The sequence below is a fragment of the Microbacterium sp. Soil_N32 genome (genome assembly GCF_057655505.1).
In genome coordinates, this window is sequence record NZ_JBDGME010000017.1 from 65,816 (window position 1) to 82,805 (window position 16,990).

General features: G+C 69.4%; 16 protein-coding genes. 5 read left to right on the forward strand and 11 right to left on the reverse strand.

What is annotated here, in order from left to right; all coding sequences use genetic code 11:
- Positions 1-82: 82 nt before the first annotated feature.
- From AC3A3J_RS05660 to AC3A3J_RS05670, 3 genes are all read right to left on the reverse strand, one after another.
- Positions 83-760: a DUF6766 family protein gene (locus AC3A3J_RS05660; RefSeq protein WP_487671350.1), complete on the reverse strand. Its 678-nt coding sequence runs from the start codon at positions 758-760 to the stop codon at positions 83-85.
- Positions 761-866: 106 nt separating this feature from the next.
- Positions 867-3,260, reverse strand: coding sequence for a glycoside hydrolase family 65 protein (locus tag AC3A3J_RS05665; protein ID WP_487671351.1), 2,394 nt, complete (start codon positions 3,258-3,260; stop codon positions 867-869).
- Positions 3,257-4,216 carry a TIGR03885 family FMN-dependent LLM class oxidoreductase gene (locus tag AC3A3J_RS05670; RefSeq protein ID WP_487671352.1) on the reverse strand — a complete coding sequence of 320 codons (960 nt, stop codon included), beginning with the start codon at positions 4,214-4,216 and terminating at the stop codon, positions 3,257-3,259. Before AC3A3J_RS05670 ends, AC3A3J_RS05665 begins: the two co-directional genes overlap by 4 nt.
- 166 nt (positions 4,217-4,382) lie before the next feature.
- Here AC3A3J_RS05670 and AC3A3J_RS05675 point away from each other — a divergent pair, with 166 nt between their 5' ends.
- Entirely contained in the window at positions 4,383-5,987 is a 1,605-nt protein-coding gene (locus tag AC3A3J_RS05675) for a LuxR C-terminal-related transcriptional regulator (protein WP_487671353.1), read from the forward strand.
- A 251-nt stretch (positions 5,988-6,238) separates the two neighbouring features.
- Here the strand turns inward: AC3A3J_RS05675 and AC3A3J_RS05680 are convergent, their stop codons facing one another.
- The 3 genes from AC3A3J_RS05680 to AC3A3J_RS05690 all read right to left on the reverse strand — a co-directional run bounded on the left by AC3A3J_RS05680 (position 6,239) and on the right by AC3A3J_RS05690 (position 10,173).
- Complete coding sequence (locus AC3A3J_RS05680) at positions 6,239-6,523, reverse strand: helix-turn-helix domain-containing protein (protein ID WP_487671354.1); 285 nt, start codon at positions 6,521-6,523, stop codon at positions 6,239-6,241.
- Positions 6,524-7,707: 1,184 nt separating this feature from the next.
- A complete protein-coding gene (locus AC3A3J_RS05685; RefSeq protein WP_487671355.1) occupies positions 7,708-9,306 on the reverse strand; it encodes a protein kinase domain-containing protein in 1,599 nt (532 codons plus the stop codon).
- Positions 9,307-9,405: 99 nt separating this feature from the next.
- Positions 9,406-10,173, reverse strand: a complete 768-nt coding sequence (locus AC3A3J_RS05690; protein ID WP_487671356.1) for a hypothetical protein — start codon at positions 10,171-10,173, stop codon at positions 9,406-9,408.
- A gap of 146 nt (positions 10,174-10,319) precedes the next feature.
- Between AC3A3J_RS05690 and AC3A3J_RS05695 the strand changes: the two genes are divergently transcribed.
- Positions 10,320-10,544 carry a hypothetical protein gene (locus tag AC3A3J_RS05695; protein WP_487671357.1) on the forward strand — a complete coding sequence of 75 codons (225 nt, stop codon included), beginning with the start codon at positions 10,320-10,322 and terminating at the stop codon, positions 10,542-10,544.
- On the forward strand, positions 10,541-10,819 hold the full coding sequence (locus tag AC3A3J_RS05700) for a hypothetical protein (protein ID WP_487671358.1): 279 nt from the start codon (positions 10,541-10,543) through the stop codon (positions 10,817-10,819). Before AC3A3J_RS05695 ends, AC3A3J_RS05700 begins: the two co-directional genes overlap by 4 nt.
- A 75-nt stretch (positions 10,820-10,894) precedes the next feature.
- Here AC3A3J_RS05700 and AC3A3J_RS05705 read toward each other — a convergent pair whose 3' ends face one another.
- Together AC3A3J_RS05705 and AC3A3J_RS05710 are read right to left on the reverse strand one after the other, a co-directional pair.
- Positions 10,895-12,076, reverse strand: coding sequence for an alcohol dehydrogenase catalytic domain-containing protein (locus tag AC3A3J_RS05705; RefSeq protein ID WP_487671359.1), 1,182 nt, complete (start codon positions 12,074-12,076; stop codon positions 10,895-10,897).
- A gap of 98 nt (positions 12,077-12,174) precedes the next feature.
- Positions 12,175-12,537 (reverse strand): winged helix-turn-helix transcriptional regulator, encoded by a 363-nt coding sequence (locus AC3A3J_RS05710; protein ID WP_487671360.1) that lies wholly within the window; start codon positions 12,535-12,537, stop codon positions 12,175-12,177.
- A gap of 71 nt (positions 12,538-12,608) precedes the next feature.
- Between AC3A3J_RS05710 and AC3A3J_RS05715 the strand changes: the two genes are divergently transcribed.
- Positions 12,609-13,625, forward strand: a complete 1,017-nt coding sequence (locus tag AC3A3J_RS05715; RefSeq protein WP_487671361.1) for a zinc-binding alcohol dehydrogenase family protein — start codon at positions 12,609-12,611, stop codon at positions 13,623-13,625.
- A 19-nt stretch (positions 13,626-13,644) separates the two neighbouring features.
- Here AC3A3J_RS05715 and AC3A3J_RS05720 read toward each other — a convergent pair whose 3' ends face one another.
- Together AC3A3J_RS05720 and AC3A3J_RS05725 are read right to left on the reverse strand one after the other, a co-directional pair.
- Positions 13,645-14,337, reverse strand: a complete 693-nt coding sequence (locus AC3A3J_RS05720) for an aspartate/glutamate racemase family protein (protein ID WP_487671362.1) — start codon at positions 14,335-14,337, stop codon at positions 13,645-13,647.
- Between the two features lie 28 nt (positions 14,338-14,365).
- Positions 14,366-15,187 carry a shikimate 5-dehydrogenase gene (locus tag AC3A3J_RS05725; protein ID WP_487671363.1) on the reverse strand — a complete coding sequence of 274 codons (822 nt, stop codon included), beginning with the start codon at positions 15,185-15,187 and terminating at the stop codon, positions 14,366-14,368.
- A 708-nt stretch (positions 15,188-15,895) separates the two neighbouring features.
- Here AC3A3J_RS05725 and AC3A3J_RS05730 point away from each other — a divergent pair.
- The gene (locus AC3A3J_RS05730) at positions 15,896-16,102 is read left to right on the forward strand and encodes a cold-shock protein (protein WP_487671364.1); all 207 of its coding nucleotides are present in this window, start codon (positions 15,896-15,898) and stop codon (positions 16,100-16,102) included.
- A gap of 116 nt (positions 16,103-16,218) precedes the next feature.
- Here AC3A3J_RS05730 and AC3A3J_RS05735 read toward each other — a convergent pair whose 3' ends face one another.
- Positions 16,219-16,884, reverse strand: a complete 666-nt coding sequence (locus AC3A3J_RS05735) for an HAD hydrolase-like protein (protein WP_487671365.1) — start codon at positions 16,882-16,884, stop codon at positions 16,219-16,221.
- Positions 16,885-16,990 lie beyond the last annotated feature (106 nt).

A 16,990-nucleotide genomic window follows, 5' to 3' on the forward strand; every position in this document is an offset into this window, starting at 1 on the left:
CGTGAGACCGCGCCCCACGCGTGTCGTCTCACGGCGGATGTGAGGTCTCACCGGGCGGATGCGGTGCGTCACCGCGCCGGACTCACTGCGCCTCGACGCTGCTGACGTGATGCGGCGTGCCCACCGGCTTCGACTCGCTCGACCCGCGCTGGCGCAGGTAGATCGAGAACGCGACCATCGCGCCGACGGCGAGGAACTCCGACTGCCAGTTCTGCAGTGTGCGGTTCCAGAACTCGGGCGAGAGCACGTAGTCCAGCCACGTGTCCTGCGGCAGGCCGTGCTGCGCGTTCTGTTCGTTCGCCACCGTGGTGCCGGCCAGCGACTGGGCGAACCACGACAGCAGGAAGATCGCGCCCATCACGACCAGCAGGGAGTTCGAGTAGATCCACCGCCGGATGCCCGTGACCTTCGCCCATCCCGGTGAATCGGGCCGGGCGTAGCGGCCGACGTACTGATCGGCATCGGTGCCGACGCCCTCGTCGCCGGGCTTCTTCGACTCGGGCGACCCGCGCTGGATGAACCAGATCGTCGCGAGGATGAAGAGGAAGAACTGCAGGAACTCCGACTGCCAGTTCTCGGCGACGTCGACAAGGAAGTCCGACGAGGTGACGAACTCGAGGTAGCCGACCGGGGGTTGGCCGTGCTGGGCGAGCTCCTCGTTCGTGTAGGCCAGACCGGCGAACGACTGGCCGACGAGCGTCAGTACGAAGATGGCGAGGAACGCGAGGCTGAGGCCGCAGTCGCGCACGAACCGTCGCACGAGTCACCTCCCCGCCAGAGGGAGCACGATCATCACAGCGAGGCCGACGACGACGATGCCCATCCACGACCAGAAGGCCATCCGCATCGCGCCGACCGGGGGCGTCTCATCCGACATGGTTCTCTCCTCTCTCTACGGCCAGCGCCTCGGCCGCGGGCCGGGGCTCGCGCCAGCAGGGCTGGGTCGGGCGCGGGCCCGACGGTTCGGCGGGAGGCGTGTCGCGCGTGACCGGCCGGCCCGGCTCGAGCACGACCTCCTCGTCGAAGTGATGGATGCGCACTGCGGCGCCCGAGACGAGGCGGTACGTCGTCGACGCCGACGTGGTCTCGACGTGCAGCGTGCACCCGTGGATGCGGATGCCGAACGCCAGCCGCGTCGCGCCCGGAGGAAGTCGCGGGCGGAACGACATCCCGGAGTCCGTGTCGCGCATGCCGCCGAAGCCGGCCGTCGCCGCCGACCAGGCGCCCGCGAGCGCCGCGATGTGCAGGCCCTCCTCGGTGTTGCCGTGCAGGTCGTCGAGGTCGATGGTGGCCACCTCGGCCAGGTAGTCCAACGCGAGATCGAGGTGCCCGACCTCGGCCGCGATGATCGACTGCACCGAGGCCGAGAGCGAGGAGTCGCGCACGGTCAGCGCTTCGTAGTACGCGAAGGCGCGCTCCTTCTGCTCGGGCGTGAACTCCTCGTGGGCGAAGTAGAGGGCGAGCACGAGGTCGGCCTGCTTGATCACCTGTTTGCGGTACAGCTGAAAGTAGGGGAAGTGATCGTGCAACAGGTACTGATCGGCGCCGGTGGCGTCGAAATCCCACCGCTCGAGATCGGTGAAGCCGGCCGATTGCGGGTGCACGCCGCGAGCGTCGTCGTAGGGGATGTGCATCGCGGCGGCGGTCGACTCCCATCGCCCGATCTCGTCGTCGTCGACCCCCAGCGCGCGGGCGACATCGGCATGCTTCCGCGCCGTGGCGGCGGCCCCCCGCAGGTTCACCCGCGCCATGAGATTCGTGTAGACGTTGTCGTTCACGATCGCGGAGTACTCGTCGGGACCGGTGACGCCGTCGATGTGGAACGCGCCCGCCGCATCCCATCGACCCAGCGCGCACCACAGGCGTGCGGTCTCGACGAGCATCTCGAGCCCGGCTTCGCGTTCGAACGTCGTATCGCCGGTCGCGCGCACGTAGTGCAGCACGGCGCCGGCGACGGCGGCGTTGATGTGGAAGGCGGCGGTGCTGGCCGGCCAGTAGCCCGAGCTCTCCCGGCCGTCGATGGTGCGCCACGCGAAGGCGGCGCCGTCGAGGTGCAGCAGCCTCGCGCGCTCCCGCGCCCGATCGAGCGTCGAATGACGCCATCGCAGCGCCTGCTCGGCGGCGTGCGGGGCGGTCGAGGTGAGCACCGGCAGCACGAACGCCTCGAAGTCCCAGAAGGTGTGGCCCTGGTAGCCCGATCCGGTGAGACCCTTTCCAGGAACGGAGCGCAGTTCGGCGCGGTCGGATGCCTGGAACACCTGGAACAGCGCGAACCGCAGCGCCTGCTGCAGCCGAGGGAGGCCGTCGATCTCGACGTCGGCGCAGCCCCAGTAGTCGTCGAGCCGTGCGCGCTGTCGGGCGACCAGATCGTCCCAGCCGCCGCGCAGCGCATCGGCGACCGCTACCTCCGCGCGGTCGCGAAGGCTCGACGGAGGCGACGACGTCGACCACTCGTGGCCCACGACCTTGACGATCTCGATGCTCTCGCCGGGCGACAGGCGCACGCGGATGGTGGTGCGGGCGAGCTGCTCGCGCGCCTCCGTCGTGACGGATGGCGCCGCCGAGCCGGTGGTGGTCGCCACGTGGTCCATCGAGACGGCAACGACCTGGTCGCTCTCGCGGGTGCGGTGCAGCAACGTCGCCGCCGTGCCCAGCACGTCGGCCTCGACCGGTCGCCAGGGTTCGGTGAGCAGGTCTTCGACCCGGGGGTCCTCGTGCACGACGGGAACCGGCTCGTTGGCGAGCACCTCCGAGAGGATCGTGAGCTCGACGGGGTGATCGACGGCTTCGACGACGTAGCGCACGGCCGCGACCGACCGGTGGGCGAGCGAGACGAGGCGGGTCGACGCGAGGCGCACGCCGCGGCCGGTGGGGCTGGTCCACTCGACGCGGCGCCCGAGGGTGCCGTCGCGCAGGTCGAGGCGCCGCGTGTGGGTGTGCACGGTTCCCCGGCGGATGTCGAAGGGCTCGTCGTCGACGAGCAGCCGGATCAGCTGGCCGTTGGGCACGTTGATCACGCTCTGGCCCGTGTCGGGGTAGCCGTAACCGTCTTCGGCGTAGGGCATCGGATGCTCCTCGAACACGCCGTTGAGGTAACTGCCCGAGAGCCCACGGGGGTCGCCCTCGTCGAGGTTGCCGCGCCACCCCACGTGCCCGTTCGAGAGTCCGAAGACCGACTCCTCGTGGGCGAGCACGCTCTCGTCGACCCCCTCGGCCTCGATGGCCCAGGGGTCGGTGCCGAGGAAGCGGCCGGCGGTCACAGCATCCCCCGCAGTGCCGGCAGCAGCTCGGTCTCGCATCGGCGCAGGAACGTCGCCTGGTCCTTGCCGACGTGGTGGAGGTAGACGTGGTCGAAGCCGCGCGAGATCTCGGCGATGCGGGTGGCCAGGGCATCCGCCGAATCCGCGATGATCACGGACCGGTGCAGGTCGTCGTCGGTGGGGTGGGATTCCGCCTCGAAGTCCTCGGGGTTCGCGAGGTCCCACATGCGCTCGCCCGCGACGGCGCAGTGCGACCACTGGTCGCGCGCGATGTCGACGGCGGTGCGCTCGGTGTCGGCCAGGCTGACGTGGATCTGCAGCCGGGCGCTGCCGCGACCGCCGTGCGCGCGATATCGCGCGAGCACCTGCTGCGTCTCGTCGGCGGTCGCTCCGACGGTGATGAGCCCGTCGGCCCAGTCGGCGATCCACTCCGCCGTCGCCGGACTCGCGGCCGCTCCCAACAGCGGGGCGGGTACGTCGGGCAGACTCCACAGTCGGGCGTCGTGCACACGCACGGCGCCCGAGGCAGCCGCTCGCTCTCCGCGCAGCAGGGTGCGCATGACGTCGACGGATTCGCGCAGCCGCCGCTGGCGCGTCGGCTTGTCGGGCCAGCCCTCGCCGGTGACGTGCTCGTTCAGCGCTTCGCCGCTGCCGAGTGCGGCCCAGAAGCGGTCGGGGAAGAGGTCGGCCAGCGTCGCGATCGCCTGCGCGATGACGACGGGGTGGTAGCGCTGGCCCGGGGCGGTGACGAGGCCGATGGGGAACGATGTCGCACCGAGCGCGGCGCCGAGCCAGCTCCACGCGTGCCCCGATTCGCCCTGCGCCCGCGTCCAGGGGGCGAGGTGGTCGGAGCACATCGCGGCGTCGAAACCGACGGCCTCGGCCAGGCGCACTGCGGCGAGGAGCTCGCGCGGCGGATGCTGCTCGTGCGATGCGTGGTACCCGATGACGACCATTTCCTGCTCCTTCGCGAGGGGCGGGCAGCACGCCCGCGACCCGTTTCCTCGACGATAGGGAGGCGGATCGGTCGGGTGGAGAGGGTTGCCACGAACCCCCCGTTCGGATATCCCGCATCCCTCCGGCTCACCGATATTCTCGAAGGGAGACCGAGGAACCACGATCATGACGAGCGACCCTGACGGAATCGCGCCGACGCCGGGGCGCGACGGCATCGCCATCGCTACCCTCGGCGGCGATGCCGACGTGGCCGATGTCGACCGCGATGTACGCCGCGCGCTCGATTCCCGCGACTGGCCACGTGCGGTGCGGCTCATCGGCGCGCACTGGTCGGCGCTGCTCGACGAGCCCGGTCAGCTGCTCGACGAGGCTCTGCGCCTCATCCCCCTCGACGCGTTCGAGCTCGACACCCGCGCGGCTGCGGTGCGGGACATCCGCCTGCATTCCTCGGCCGACGCGGTCGATCGCATGCTGGGCAGCGCCAGCCTGCCCGATGCCGACGACCTCGACGAACTCGAAGCGCTGGCCCGCTCCGACCGGGCCCTCAGCCTTCTCAGCGTGGCCGCCTCCCGCATGATCGCGCTGCGGGTGCGGGGGCGTTTCCCCCGCGCCATCCGGCTGGCGTCGCTGGTCGAGCGCTTCAGCCGCATCGCGGTCGTCCACCGACCGGGACTCGTCGCGTCCCGCGTACCCGCCGCGCTCCTGCAGGCCGGGATCACCCGCGGGCTCGCCGACGACCTCGCCGGCGCCGTGCTCAGCCTGCGCGATGCGTACGAGCGCAGCGGCGACTCGCGCGTCGACTACGTGCAGCGCGACGCGGCCGGCAAGGCCGCCCTGTTCCTCGCGCTCGACGGTGACATCGAGCAGGCGTCGGCCTGGCTCACGCGGCACGATGAGGCACCCGCCGTCGACGGGTGGTTCGCCTCGCGCATCGCGCTCACCGCCGACACGGCACGGGCGATCATCGGCATCGAGTCGTTGCGCCGCGACGACGCCGAGGCCGCCCTGCGGATGCTCGACCAACCGGTCAACGCCGAACAGGGGTGGGGGCCCGCCGTGACATACGCCCGGGCCCGCCATGCGCTCGTGTGGGGGGACCGTCTGGGCACCCTGCAGTCCGTGCGCGACGACAAGGCGCGCTTCGAAGCCTGGCTCGGAGAGGGCAGCACGCTCGGCCCGCTTCTCACCCACGCCGAGGTCGAGCTGCTGCTGTCGTTACGGCAGGATGCCCAGGCGCAACGGGCCGCCGCCGACCACGCCGATCACCACATCGCCCGTCTCACCCGCGCCCGGCTGGCGCTCGCCGCGGGCGATGCACCGCTCGCCGCCCGACGCGCCGTGGAGGCGCTCGGTGCGAGTCGCACGACCCGCGAGCGGCTCGGGGCGCTGGCCACGCATGCGGCCGCCCGCGCCGCCCGCCCGGTGGCCGGGGAGTACAGCGACCTGGCTGCGTCGGTGCGCGAGCGGGGGTTGCTCAGCACCTGGCTCGCGGTGCCGGCCGCCGCGCGCTCGGCTCTCGGCGCCGACCTCGCCGACACGCAGGGTGCGCGCGAGGTCGCGGCGCTCGACGTCGATCGCGTGCGCATCACCCCGCAGCAGCGTCGGGTGCTGGAAGGCCTCGATCGGGGGATGAGTCTGCAGGCCATCGCCTCGGGCTCGCACCTGTCGATCAACACCGTGAAATCGCACGCGCGAGCGCTCTACCAGCGGCTCGGGGTCACGACGCGCGACGAGGCCGTCGCCGCCGCCTACGACCTCGGACTGCTCTGAGCCGAGCGCTGGCGCGGAGAAATGCCTAGTAAATGAGGTAAAAGCTCCACCTCTTAGAGATGTAATTCTTGGAACATCCGGACACATGTATCCCGCGAACGATGTAATAGCCGCGCCAGTATGCACAGGTGCTCGCGGAAGGTCCTCCATCCATGAGAAGCAGCCTTGGGTTTGCATCTGCCGGGGCCGCGCCCAGCAACGATATCCCGACGACCAGCGCGATCATCGATCCCAAGATGCTTATACGCCTCTTATTCATGATCTCGGAGTGTATTTGGGGCCTGGCGATTGTCAATAAACTGGATAGCCAGAGATTCCACAAGTGCGGCATCGAGGCCTACCGTGGCGAGCACTCGCATCACAGTCCCGAGCTTTGGATTAGGCATACGGTCACGATCGATGCATGGCACTTCCAAGGCTCTGTAGGTCGGCACGGAACAACCGATCTTCAACGCAACCTGCTCTTGACTGAGGCCAGTCCGTCGTCGGTATTCGCGCAATGCCTGCGCGATGATATCCAAGATTCGGTCTAGCATTCATGATCTCCTGTGTACGCCGTCGAGAAAGCGCGATGAGGAATTATCCATTCCTCCGCGCAGGCGGTCAAGAAACTACACTTTCTGACATTGGATGAAATGGAAAATCCAGTTTCTTTCATTGGCTGCATCGAGGGGGCTAGCCTCTCGGGGTGCATAGAAGGAAATCAATTAAATTCGGCATGGTCACCGCTGCACTCGTAGCCATGCTCACGTTGGCCTCGGTTTCCTCGGCCGCCGCCGTCGTTCCGCCGCCAGCGTCGCAGCTGGTTCACTCAATTTTCAACCCCAACGCGTGTCTTGTGAAACCCGGGTGGAATAACACCTATAAGTGGGTAAGAACCGTGAAGTACCGACTTTACGGGGATACGACGCTCCGCGAGGCCGACCCGCTGAACCGCCCGTGCCCGGTGGGTATCTGGCGGAGGGTCTAACCGCTCTTGAGTTGACTTCCGTGCCGTCGCTACAGCTTGCAAGCCGAAAGGTTGCGGGCCGTAGCGGAACTGCAACGAGGAGGGGGCTTATGCCCGAGAATCTGATGAACCGTTATCGGCGAAGGTGATGCCGGCGCGAGCAGTTCGACACTGAGCCATGGAAAAGGGACCAGCTCGAAACTCGGCTCCTATCGGGGCGATTACTTAGTTGACTCTCGAGTTCCTCGAACGCCAAACCACACCGCACTCGCACCAATAAGGACAGCGACCACGGCGCAGGCGTAAAGGAGGGCGGGCCCATCGGTCCCTACCGCTGGGAGTGCCCAGTTCTCTACTTCGGGTCGACGGGAGAACTCTTGACGATTTGCCTCGGTCAGGAGCCACCTGACGAAAAAGTATGTGGCGATTCCTGCAATCGTAGCCGCACCAATGATGGAAGCAGTAACGATCAATAGACGACTCTTTTCGTTCACCATGCGAGTTAAGATACAGCACCTCCAGCGGTCGAAGCGGGGAGCATTCTCCTGAATGCAGTCGCGCTATCGAGGGTCGCAGCTTTCGCGCGCGCTGCGATAGCCAGCGCCGGTACCGCGCAAGACGCCTAATGGTCGGTCACTTCGTCGTCTCCAGGTGAGCGAGAGTACTCTGCGGGCAGCGGTCGTCTCGGCAGCGCGGATCCGCACTCTGCGACGAGGCCGCCGCCTACGACCTCGGTCTGCTCTGAGCCGAGCGGGGCGGGCGGGAGCGAGGCTACTTCTCGTCCCTCTTGTCGTCCTTCTTGCCGGAGCCCTTGTCGCCGCTCCACGATGGCGGCCCCTGCTGCTGGCTCGCCTCTTTCGCCTTCTCGGAGCCCTTGCTCGAGTTGTCGGGAGCCGCGTCCTGAGGGGCTGCGGGCTCGACGACGGCCTCCTGAACGGGCTGAGGGGCGTCGGCCTGCTGCTGCGTCGACTGGTCTTGCGTCGCCTGCTCGACGGTCGCCTGTTCGACGCCGTCGGACGGTGCCTCGGCGGGCGTGCGCACGGCGGTCACCGCGGCGATGCGGGGCGAGGTCGGCGAGCCCGCGCCGAGCAGGGCGGCTGTGCCGGCGCCCCCGGCCCCGAGCAGCAGCACCCCGGCGAGCACGGACGCCGCCGTGCGCGCGACCGGGCGTCGACGGGGCTGCGGCCGGTGCTGACGGTTGCGACGCAGGGGCACCACGTCCATCACGGCGGTCGGATGCTCGGCGGCCGCCGCGCGTTCGGCCGGAGTGTGCGCGGCGATGCCGGTGTCGGAAAGGGAGCCGGACGCTCCGAGAGCCATGGTGGCCGGTGCGTCTGCGGCAGCAGTTGCGCCCGCCGCGGGGTGTGCGGACTCCGCCGCCCCCGTGTCGGCTCCCACTTCCGCGCCGACCGATGCGGCTGCGCCGACCGACGCCACTCCTGCTCCGACCGCCCCTACTCCCGCTCCGACCGCAGCCCCTCTCCGCGCGGACGCACGCGAGGCTGCCGGAACGGCCGCCGCCGCCGGTGAGCCGGTGGTCATTCTCGGTGCGAGCAGGTGGGCGGCCGCGGCGACCTCGTCGGCGGTCGGTCGTTCCGAGGGTTCGGTGCGCGTCATCCGGTCGAGCAGATCGCGCCAGCCGGGGTCGATGTCCTGCGGGATCTCGGGGGGTCCGCTGACCCGGGCGACGGCGGCGGCGATGCCGACGGCCGCGGGGTAGCCGCGCTCCCCGGTGAGGGCTTCGAGCAGCACGAGTCCGAGCGAGAACACGTCGCCGGCCGGGGTCACGCGCTGGCCGCGCACCTGCTCCGGCGCCATGTACGCCAGCGTTCCCATCACCACGCCGGGTGAGGTCATCGCGGGCGCATCGATCTCGCAGGCGATGCCGAAGTCGGCGAGCTTCGCGGTCGTGCGTCCGGCCTTGCGCGGGGCGAGCAGCACGTTCGAGGGCTTGACGTCGCGGTGCACGATGCCGGCGGCGTGCACCGCGCTCAGCGCCTCGGCGAGGTCCTGAGCGAGAGCCGCGACCTGGTCTGCGGGCAGGGCTCCGGCGAACATCCGGTCGGCGAGCGTCGGCCCGTCGATGAACTCCATCACGAGGTAGCGGGGGCCGGTGCGCTCGAGGCGCGCGTCGAACAGTGTGACGAGCGACGGATGGCTGAGCGAGGCCTGCAGCGCCTTCTCGGTGTGCATGCGGTCGGAGAAGCCGACGAGCTCGTCGTCGTCGCGGAGGATCTTGATCGCCACCGTGCGCCCGAGATACGTGTCTTCGGCGCGGTAGACCGTCGACATGCCCCCTCGACCGAGGCTCTCACCGATCTGGTATCGCCCGTCGAGCAGGGCAGCCGTCGGCGTCGTCCCCTCGGGCATGTGGTCTCCTCGCCGCTGCGCTCCTACGTCTGATGACGGTACTGCCGCGGAACCCGCGGAAAACCCCCCTTGACGTGGGGCCGAAGACCTGGTTCGAGGTCAGGGAGCGTCGGGGTGCGGGTCGTTCCGCCGGTCGCGGCGCACGCGCAGCAGGCCGAGCAGCGGGATGAGGATCAGCACGAACAGGAGGCGGGTGACCCATAGCCACCCCTCGCTCTCGATCGAGTACCGCCCGTCGACGCCGAGGAGGCCCGCGATGATCCCGTAGCCGGCGAAGGGGAAGGGGGGCAGGTCGTCGAGGGCGAGGGCTCCGGCGATACCGAACGCGGGCACGAGCAGGATGTAGATGCCGCCCACCACCAGGGGCACCGCCCGAGCGAAGCGCCCGCGGATCGCCTGGATGAGCCCGCGGCCCACGAGCTCGAGGGGGAACAGCAGGAACGCGGCCACGAGGATCGACAGCAGCATCGCGGCGTACGAGATGATCAGCCACAGCAGCAGGGCCATCGCCGGGGGCGTGTCGTCGGACTGCAGTCCGGGCACGATCCACCAGAAGCCGAGCGCAGTGGTGACGAGGGGAACCAGGAACAGGAAGGCCGGGAACGCGGCATCCGGGTCGGGCTGCGACCGGCGCGCTCTCGCACCGCGGGCATCGCGGGCCGGTCGGGTCGCCCGCTGGAAGCCGAAGCGCACGTCGAGGGCGCCGAGCAGCACCAGCGCCGCGAGCACCGCGAACGCGAAGTCGGTCGACGAGACCAGCACGCCCACGCCGAGCACGAGCGTGAGGAGCACGGCCACGATCGAGATCCAGAGGTCGGTCGGATTCCTCCGGGCCGACTGCACGTAGAACTGCCACACCTTGGTCATGTCTCCCCCTCGCGACCAGACTGGCATATCGCGATCGGATGCTCCGAACGGCCCTGCTACGCCGTGGAGGGGAGCGTGTCAACGGGCCTGTCGCAGAGCGGCCGGAGCGGCAGTCTGGAAGCTCCACCCCCGACGAGAGGAGCAGCATGTCGAACCCCGAGGGACTCATCAACTCCATCAGCTCGCAGGAACCCACGGTCCTGCCCGAAGAGGAGGACCTGGTCGAGAGCGACGACTCGACGCTCCCCGACGACGACGTGTCGGCCGAGGCGCGCATCGCGGGTCAGGACGCCATCGGCGGCGGTGTCAACACCGACCCCGACCTGGGCATCGCCGACTCGCCCGACGAGGTCGAGGAGCGCGACGCATGAGCGGCATCGAGAACCAGGGCGTCGGCGTCGACGCCGCGAACCCGCAGATGCCGGGCGGCGCCGAGGCGCAGGAGCGCATCACGGAGCTGCTCGAAGAGCGCACGCGTGACGGTGCCGGAGCGGGCGAGGTGCCCGCGGGCGGGGGAGGGGCCGACTCCGGTGCGGCCGCCGCCGTGGGTGTCGACGAGTTCACCGACGGCACCGCCGCGGCCGAGGCCGACTCGTACAACTCCGAGCACAACGACGAGCCCGGGGTCGGCAACCGCCGCCCCTGACACGGTCCCGTGCGGGATCGATATGTCACGCCGGATGCCCTCCGGAGCTGACATATCGATCCCGCACTTCGTGTGTCAGGAGCCGGGGTGGAGAACCACCTTGATGCAGCCGTCCTCCTTCTTCTGGAACGTGCTGTAGAGACCCGGGGCGTCCTCGAGCGGCGCGTGGTGGGTGGTGAGGTCCATCACGCCGAGCGGGTCGGCGGAGTCCTCGACGAGCGGGAGCAGGTCGTCGATCCACCGCTTCACGTTGCACTGGCCCATCCGCAGGCTGATCTGCTTGTCGAACAGGGTCTTCATCGGCATGATGTCGGCGTCGCCCGCGTAGACCCCGCTGAGCGAGACCGTGCCGCCGCGGCGCACCGTGTCGATCGACGCGTAGACCGCCGCGAGCCGGTCGACCCCGGCCTTGTCGAGCATCTGCCGCGCCGCAGCATCGGGCAGCAGCCCCACCGCCTTCTGCATGAACTCGACGCCGGAGTTGCCGTGCGCCTCCAGGCCCACGGCATCCACCACTCCGTCGGCTCCGCGGCCCTCGGTGAGGTCGCGCAGCTCGTCGACGACCGTGTCGGTGAGGTCGAACGTCTCGATGCCGTGCCGTTCGGCCATGGCGCGGCGTTCGGCGACCGGCTCGACGGCCAGCACCCGGTACCCGCGGTGTCGTCCGATACGGGCGACGAACTGCCCCACCGGTCCGAGACCCATCACGGCGAGCGTGCCGCCCTCGGGGACCTGCGCGTACTCGACGCCCTGCCAGGCCGTCGGCAGGATGTCGCTGAGGAAGAGGTAGCGCTCGTCCGGCAGCTCGTGCCCGACCGCGATGTGGTTGTAGTCGGCGAGCGGAACCCGCAGGAATTCGGCCTGGCCGCCGGGCACCTGCCCGTACAGCTTGGTGTAGCCGAACAGGGCGGCGCCGCTGCCGTACTCGCGCACCTGCGTCGTCTCGCACTGCGACTGGAAGCCGTGCGTGCACATGAAGCACTCGCCGCACGAGATGTTGAAGGGGATCACGACCCGGTCGCCGGGCTTGAGCGTGTTCACTCCGGAGCCGACCTCGACGACGACGCCCATCGGCTCGTGGCCGAGGATATCGCCGCGGTCGATGAACGGGCCGAGCAGCTCGTACAGGTGCAAATCCGACCCGCAGATCGCCGAGGAGGTGATGCGGACGATGGCATCCGTCGGCTCCTGGATGACCGGGTCCGGCACCTCCTCGACCGTCACGTCGCGGGTGCCCTGCCAGGTGAGTGCCTTCATCGTGTGCTCCGTTCGCGTGGGGGTGGACCCCGGCCACGCTCGTCGACATCCCGCTGGACGCCTACCCGGTTGACAGACCGAAGACGAGACGGAAGGGGTCAGGTGCCGGGGAACCGCTCGATGTTCGCTTCGACCCACAGGCGCAGCTCGCGCAGAGGGCGCCCGGCGTCGGCACCGAGCGGGGTGAGGGAGTACTCGACGCGCACGGGCACCTGCGCGAAGACCTCCCGGTCGAGCAGGCCGCGCTCCTCGAGGCGCCGCAGGGTCGCGGTGAGCACCTTCGGGCTGACGCCCACGAGCTTCTTCTTGAGTGCGCCGAATCGCAGCGGGCCGTCTTCGAGGGCGCCGAGCGCGAGCGCGCTCCACTTGTCGGCGAGCAGGTCGAGCACGCCGCGGCAGGGACATTGCGCGTCGTAGACGTCGTGGGGAGTGCCGGCGGCGCAGCGAACGGATGCGGTCATTCCGCAATGGTACCCAAAAGGAACCAATGTCCCTTGCGGGTAACTGGGGTGCGATGGGTAGGTTCGTCCCCATGAGCGAGAACCTGTCAGAGTACGTGTCCGAGACGATGAGCGCGGTGGCCGCAGCGGGCGGCAAGGCATCCGATCCCTCATCGATGATCGATGTGACCGTTCCGATGCCGTCCCCCACTGGGCACGACCTCCTCGTGGCCGTCGATGCCGTATCGGTGAACCCGGTCGACGTGAAGCAGCGGGCTCGGGCACCGCGCTCCGCGCCGAAGGTGCTGGGCTTCGACGCGGTCGGCAGGGTCGTCGCCACGGGCGACGACGCGCGCCTCTTCGCCGTCGGCGACCGCGTGTTCTACGCAGGTCAGATCGACCGCCCCGGCACGAACGCGCAATTCCACCTGGTGAACGAGAACATCGTCGGGCACGCTCCCGTCACCCTGACGGATGCCGAGGCTGCCGCGGTGCCCCTCACCGTCATCACGGCGTGGGAGGCGCTTTTCGACCGTCTCCGTCTGCACCGCGGGAGTGAGGGCGTGATCCTCGTGATCGGGGCGGCCGGGGGCGTGGGCTCGCTCGTGATCCAGCTCGCCAAGGCACTGACCGGTCTGACGGTGATCGCCGTCGCGTCGCGCGAGGAATCGGCGGCGTGGGTGCGCGAGATGGGCGCGGATCATGTCGTCGGCAGAGACTTCGCCGGCGCCGTGCGCGAGATCGCGCCCGCCGGGGTCGACTACGTCTTCACCTCGTTCACGCCGGGCAACATCGACGCCATCGCCGACGTGATCCGGCCGCGCGGCGAAGTCGTGTCGATCGACGAGACGGGGGGCAGCATCGACGCCCTCAAGGCGAAGAGCGTCACCTGGCACTGGGAGCTGATGTTCACGCGGCCGGTGCACGAGCCCGAGGATCGCTTCCAGCACGACCTCCTCGAGCGGGTCGCCGAGTTGCTCGACGACGGTGTGCTGCGGTCGACGCTCACGCGCCGGCTCGCGCCGCTCGATGCGGCAACGTTGCGCGAGGCCCACGCTGTCGTGGAGACCTCGCAGACCATGGGCAAGGTCGTCGTGACCGCCCGCTGACCGCCCTCCGCGCCCCGCCTCAGTCGGCGAGTGCGGCCTCGACCGCGGCGTCGACGTGCAGCGAGGTGGTGGGGAAGACGGGGACGGAGACGTCGTCGGCCGACAGGAGCAGCTCGATCTCGGTGCATCCGAGGATCACGCCCTGGGCGCCGCGCGCGATCAGGCGGTCGACGACCTCGACGTAGCTCCGTCGCGACTCGTCACGCACGACTCCGTGCACCAGTTCGCCGTAGATGACGTCGTGAACGGTGCGTCGGTCGTCGGCCTCCGGCACGATCGTGCGGATGCCCTGCGCTGCGAGCCTCTCGGCGTAGAACGGCTTCTCCATGGTGAAGGCCGTGCCGAGCAGGCCGACGGTCTCGACGCCCGCGGCCGAGACGGCGGCCCCCGCCGCGTCGGCGATGTGCAGGAAGGGGATGCCCACGGCATCCGTGATCCGGTCGGCGACGAGGTGCATGGTGTTCGTCGCGAGCACCAGCAGGTCGGCGCCGGCGGTCTCGAGCGCCCGGGCGCGGTCGGCGAGCAGCGCACCCGCGGCGTCCCAGTCGTCTCGGGCCTGCATCGCCTCGATCTCGGCGAAGTCGAGAGAATCGAGCAGCACGCGGGCGGAGTGGTAGCCGCCGAGTCGCGCCGCGACGCGCTCGTTCGCCAGTCGGTACCACTCGAGGGAGGACTCCCAGCTCATCCCGCCGAGAACGCCGATGGTCTTCATGGCCCCAGGGTAGCGACCGACGCTCCGGTCACTGCGCGCGCACGAACTCCTCGGCGGCGCGCACCTGCTCGTGGGAGGGGCGGATGCCCGTGTAGAGAACGAACTGCTCCAGCGCCTGGCGCGTGGCGACCTCCGCGCCGCTGATCACGGTCTTGCCTGCCGCGCGCCCGGCGCGGATCAGCGGCGTCTCGGCGGGCATCGCGACCACGTCGAACACCACGGATGCCGCGGCGATCTGCGCGTCCGTGAACGCGACCTCGTGCTCGTCGGGGCCGCCCGCCATGCCGACGGGGGTGATGTTCACGATGACGTCGGCGGTCGCCGTGCCCTCGGCATCCGACTGCCAGGTGAAGTCGTAGAGATCGGCGATCAGCCGCCCTGCGTCCTCGTTGCGGGAGGCGATGGTGCCCCGGGTGAAGCCGGCGTCGCGGAACGCGGCGGCGGTGGCCTTGGCCATACCGCCCGAGCCGCGCAGCAGCACCGACGATCCGGCATCGAGGGCGTTCTCGGCGATCAGCTGCGCGATCGCCGAGTAGTCGGTGTTGTACGCCGTGAGCACGCCGTCGTCGTTGACGATCGTGTTGACCGAGTCGATCGCGGCGGCCGAAGGCTCCATGCGGTCGACGAAGGCGATGACGTCCTCTTTATAGGGCATCGAGATCGCGCAGCCGCGGATGCCGAGGCCGCGCACGCCCGCGATCGCCTGCTCCAGATCGGTCGGTGCGAAGGCCTTGTAGATCCAATTGAGCCCCAGCTCCTCGTAGAGGAAGTTGTGGAAGCGCGTGCCGTTGTTGCTGGGGCGTCCCGACAGCGAGATGCACAGCGTCATGTCCTTGTTCAGCAGGGTCACGCGACAAGGCTACCGATCGCACGGGCGCCCGTGGGGCCGCGGATCCGGGAGGCGGGGCGACGGACGTGGTCCGTGCTGTGCGCCCCGCCCTCCGGAACCTGCGATCCTCCCCGGATCATTCCCCTGCTGCTTCACCTCACCGCCACGGGAAGGGCCGTGGCGGGATCGTGCTACCTCCCCTATGGTGAAGATGCATGCACAAGGGGATCGATCGTCCCCGTCTTTCCCCAGAAGACGGGCCGCCTTCCCCAGAGGCCGGACGATCCGTGCATGCGATTGGGCCCTCTCGAGTAGTTCAGTCCCCAATGGGCTACTCGAGGGGGCCGCTATCTATGTTTGCACCTTTTTCGAGATTTGTCCCCCAAATGGGGGACACGGACGTGAAAAAAGTTGTACAGTGGACTCTGACGCACCCTCCGGTCGTCTTCGGCCCTCATCGCTCCCCCCGCGGTGAGGGCCACACCATTTTTCAGGGAGGGTCCGTCTCGACGGCTCCGGTCCGTCAGGGAACGCATCGGATGCCGGATGCTCCGCACGGAGCCGTCCGCATCCGGTGCGGCATCCATCGGCGGCCAGGACCCGCGCCGCGCCCGTGCAACATTTGGATTACCTTCTGATTGCGTCTGTTGCCCTCGGCGCCTCACCCGCTAGCGTTAGCGGTGTCGGTGCATCCTGCGTCGGCTTCTTTTCCAGCAGAACAGGCAGTACATGAGCACCCAGGGCACTGTTAAGTGGTTCAACGCGGAGAAGGGCTTCGGCTTCATCTCCCCCGACGACGGAGGCGCCGACGTCTTCGCGCACTACTCCGCGATCGACTCCTCCGGCTACCGCAGCCTCGAAGAGAACCAGCGGGTCGAGTTCGACGTCGCGCAGGGCCCCAAGGGCCTGCAGGCCGAGAACATCCGCGCTCTCTGAGTCGCACGGTATTTCTCTGAACTCCCCGACCGGAGCCGCTTCTGCGGTGTCCGGCGGGGAGTTCTGTGCATTCCGGCTCCGGACCCGCTGAGCGCCGGGGCGACCGAACTCGCGGGTCAGTGCAGCAGCAGCGCGCGCAGTTCGTCGACCGATGCGGCGCGGAAGGCCGCCTCGTCGCCCTCGTGCGCGTCGCTGAAGCCCCACTCGACGAAGATCACCGGCACGCCGTTGGCATTGCCGCCCTCGACGTCGTGGTGGCGGTCGCCGATGAGCACGGGGCGAGACACGTCTGCGCCGAGCGCCGTCAACCGGCGCAGCGCCTCGGCGACGATGTCGGTCTTCGACGCGAGGGTGGACTCGTCGGGCGTGGCGCCGACGGTGGTGAGGAAGTCGGCGCGCAGCTCGAAGTGGTCGATCAGTGCATCGACCTGGTTCTCGGGCTTCGAGCTCGCGGTGGCCTGCGGGATGCCGGCGGCGTGCACGTCGTGGATCAGGTCGGCGACCCCCGGGTAGGTGGTCACGTCGGTGGTGTAGCCGTCGGCCTTGCCGAGCGTGCGGTAGAACGACACGGCCTCGGCGGACTGCTCGGGCGTCATGCCCGCCTGGTCCTGGAACGACTGGAACATGGGCGGTCCGATCCAGTGCACCAGCTCCTCGCGCGTGGGCGCCGGGCGTCCGAAGTGCGTCAGGGCGACGTTCAGACGACGGAGGATGCCGACGGACGCGTCGACGATGGTGCCGTCGACGTCCCACAGCACGCAGGAGTAGGGGGAGGAGGCCATACCCTCCAGCCTATGGCCCGGCACCGCGCCACCGGGTTCCGGTGCACGGACGTGCAGGGCCGTGCGGCGCAACCCGCGCGCCCCACCCGCGAAACGGAGACGATCC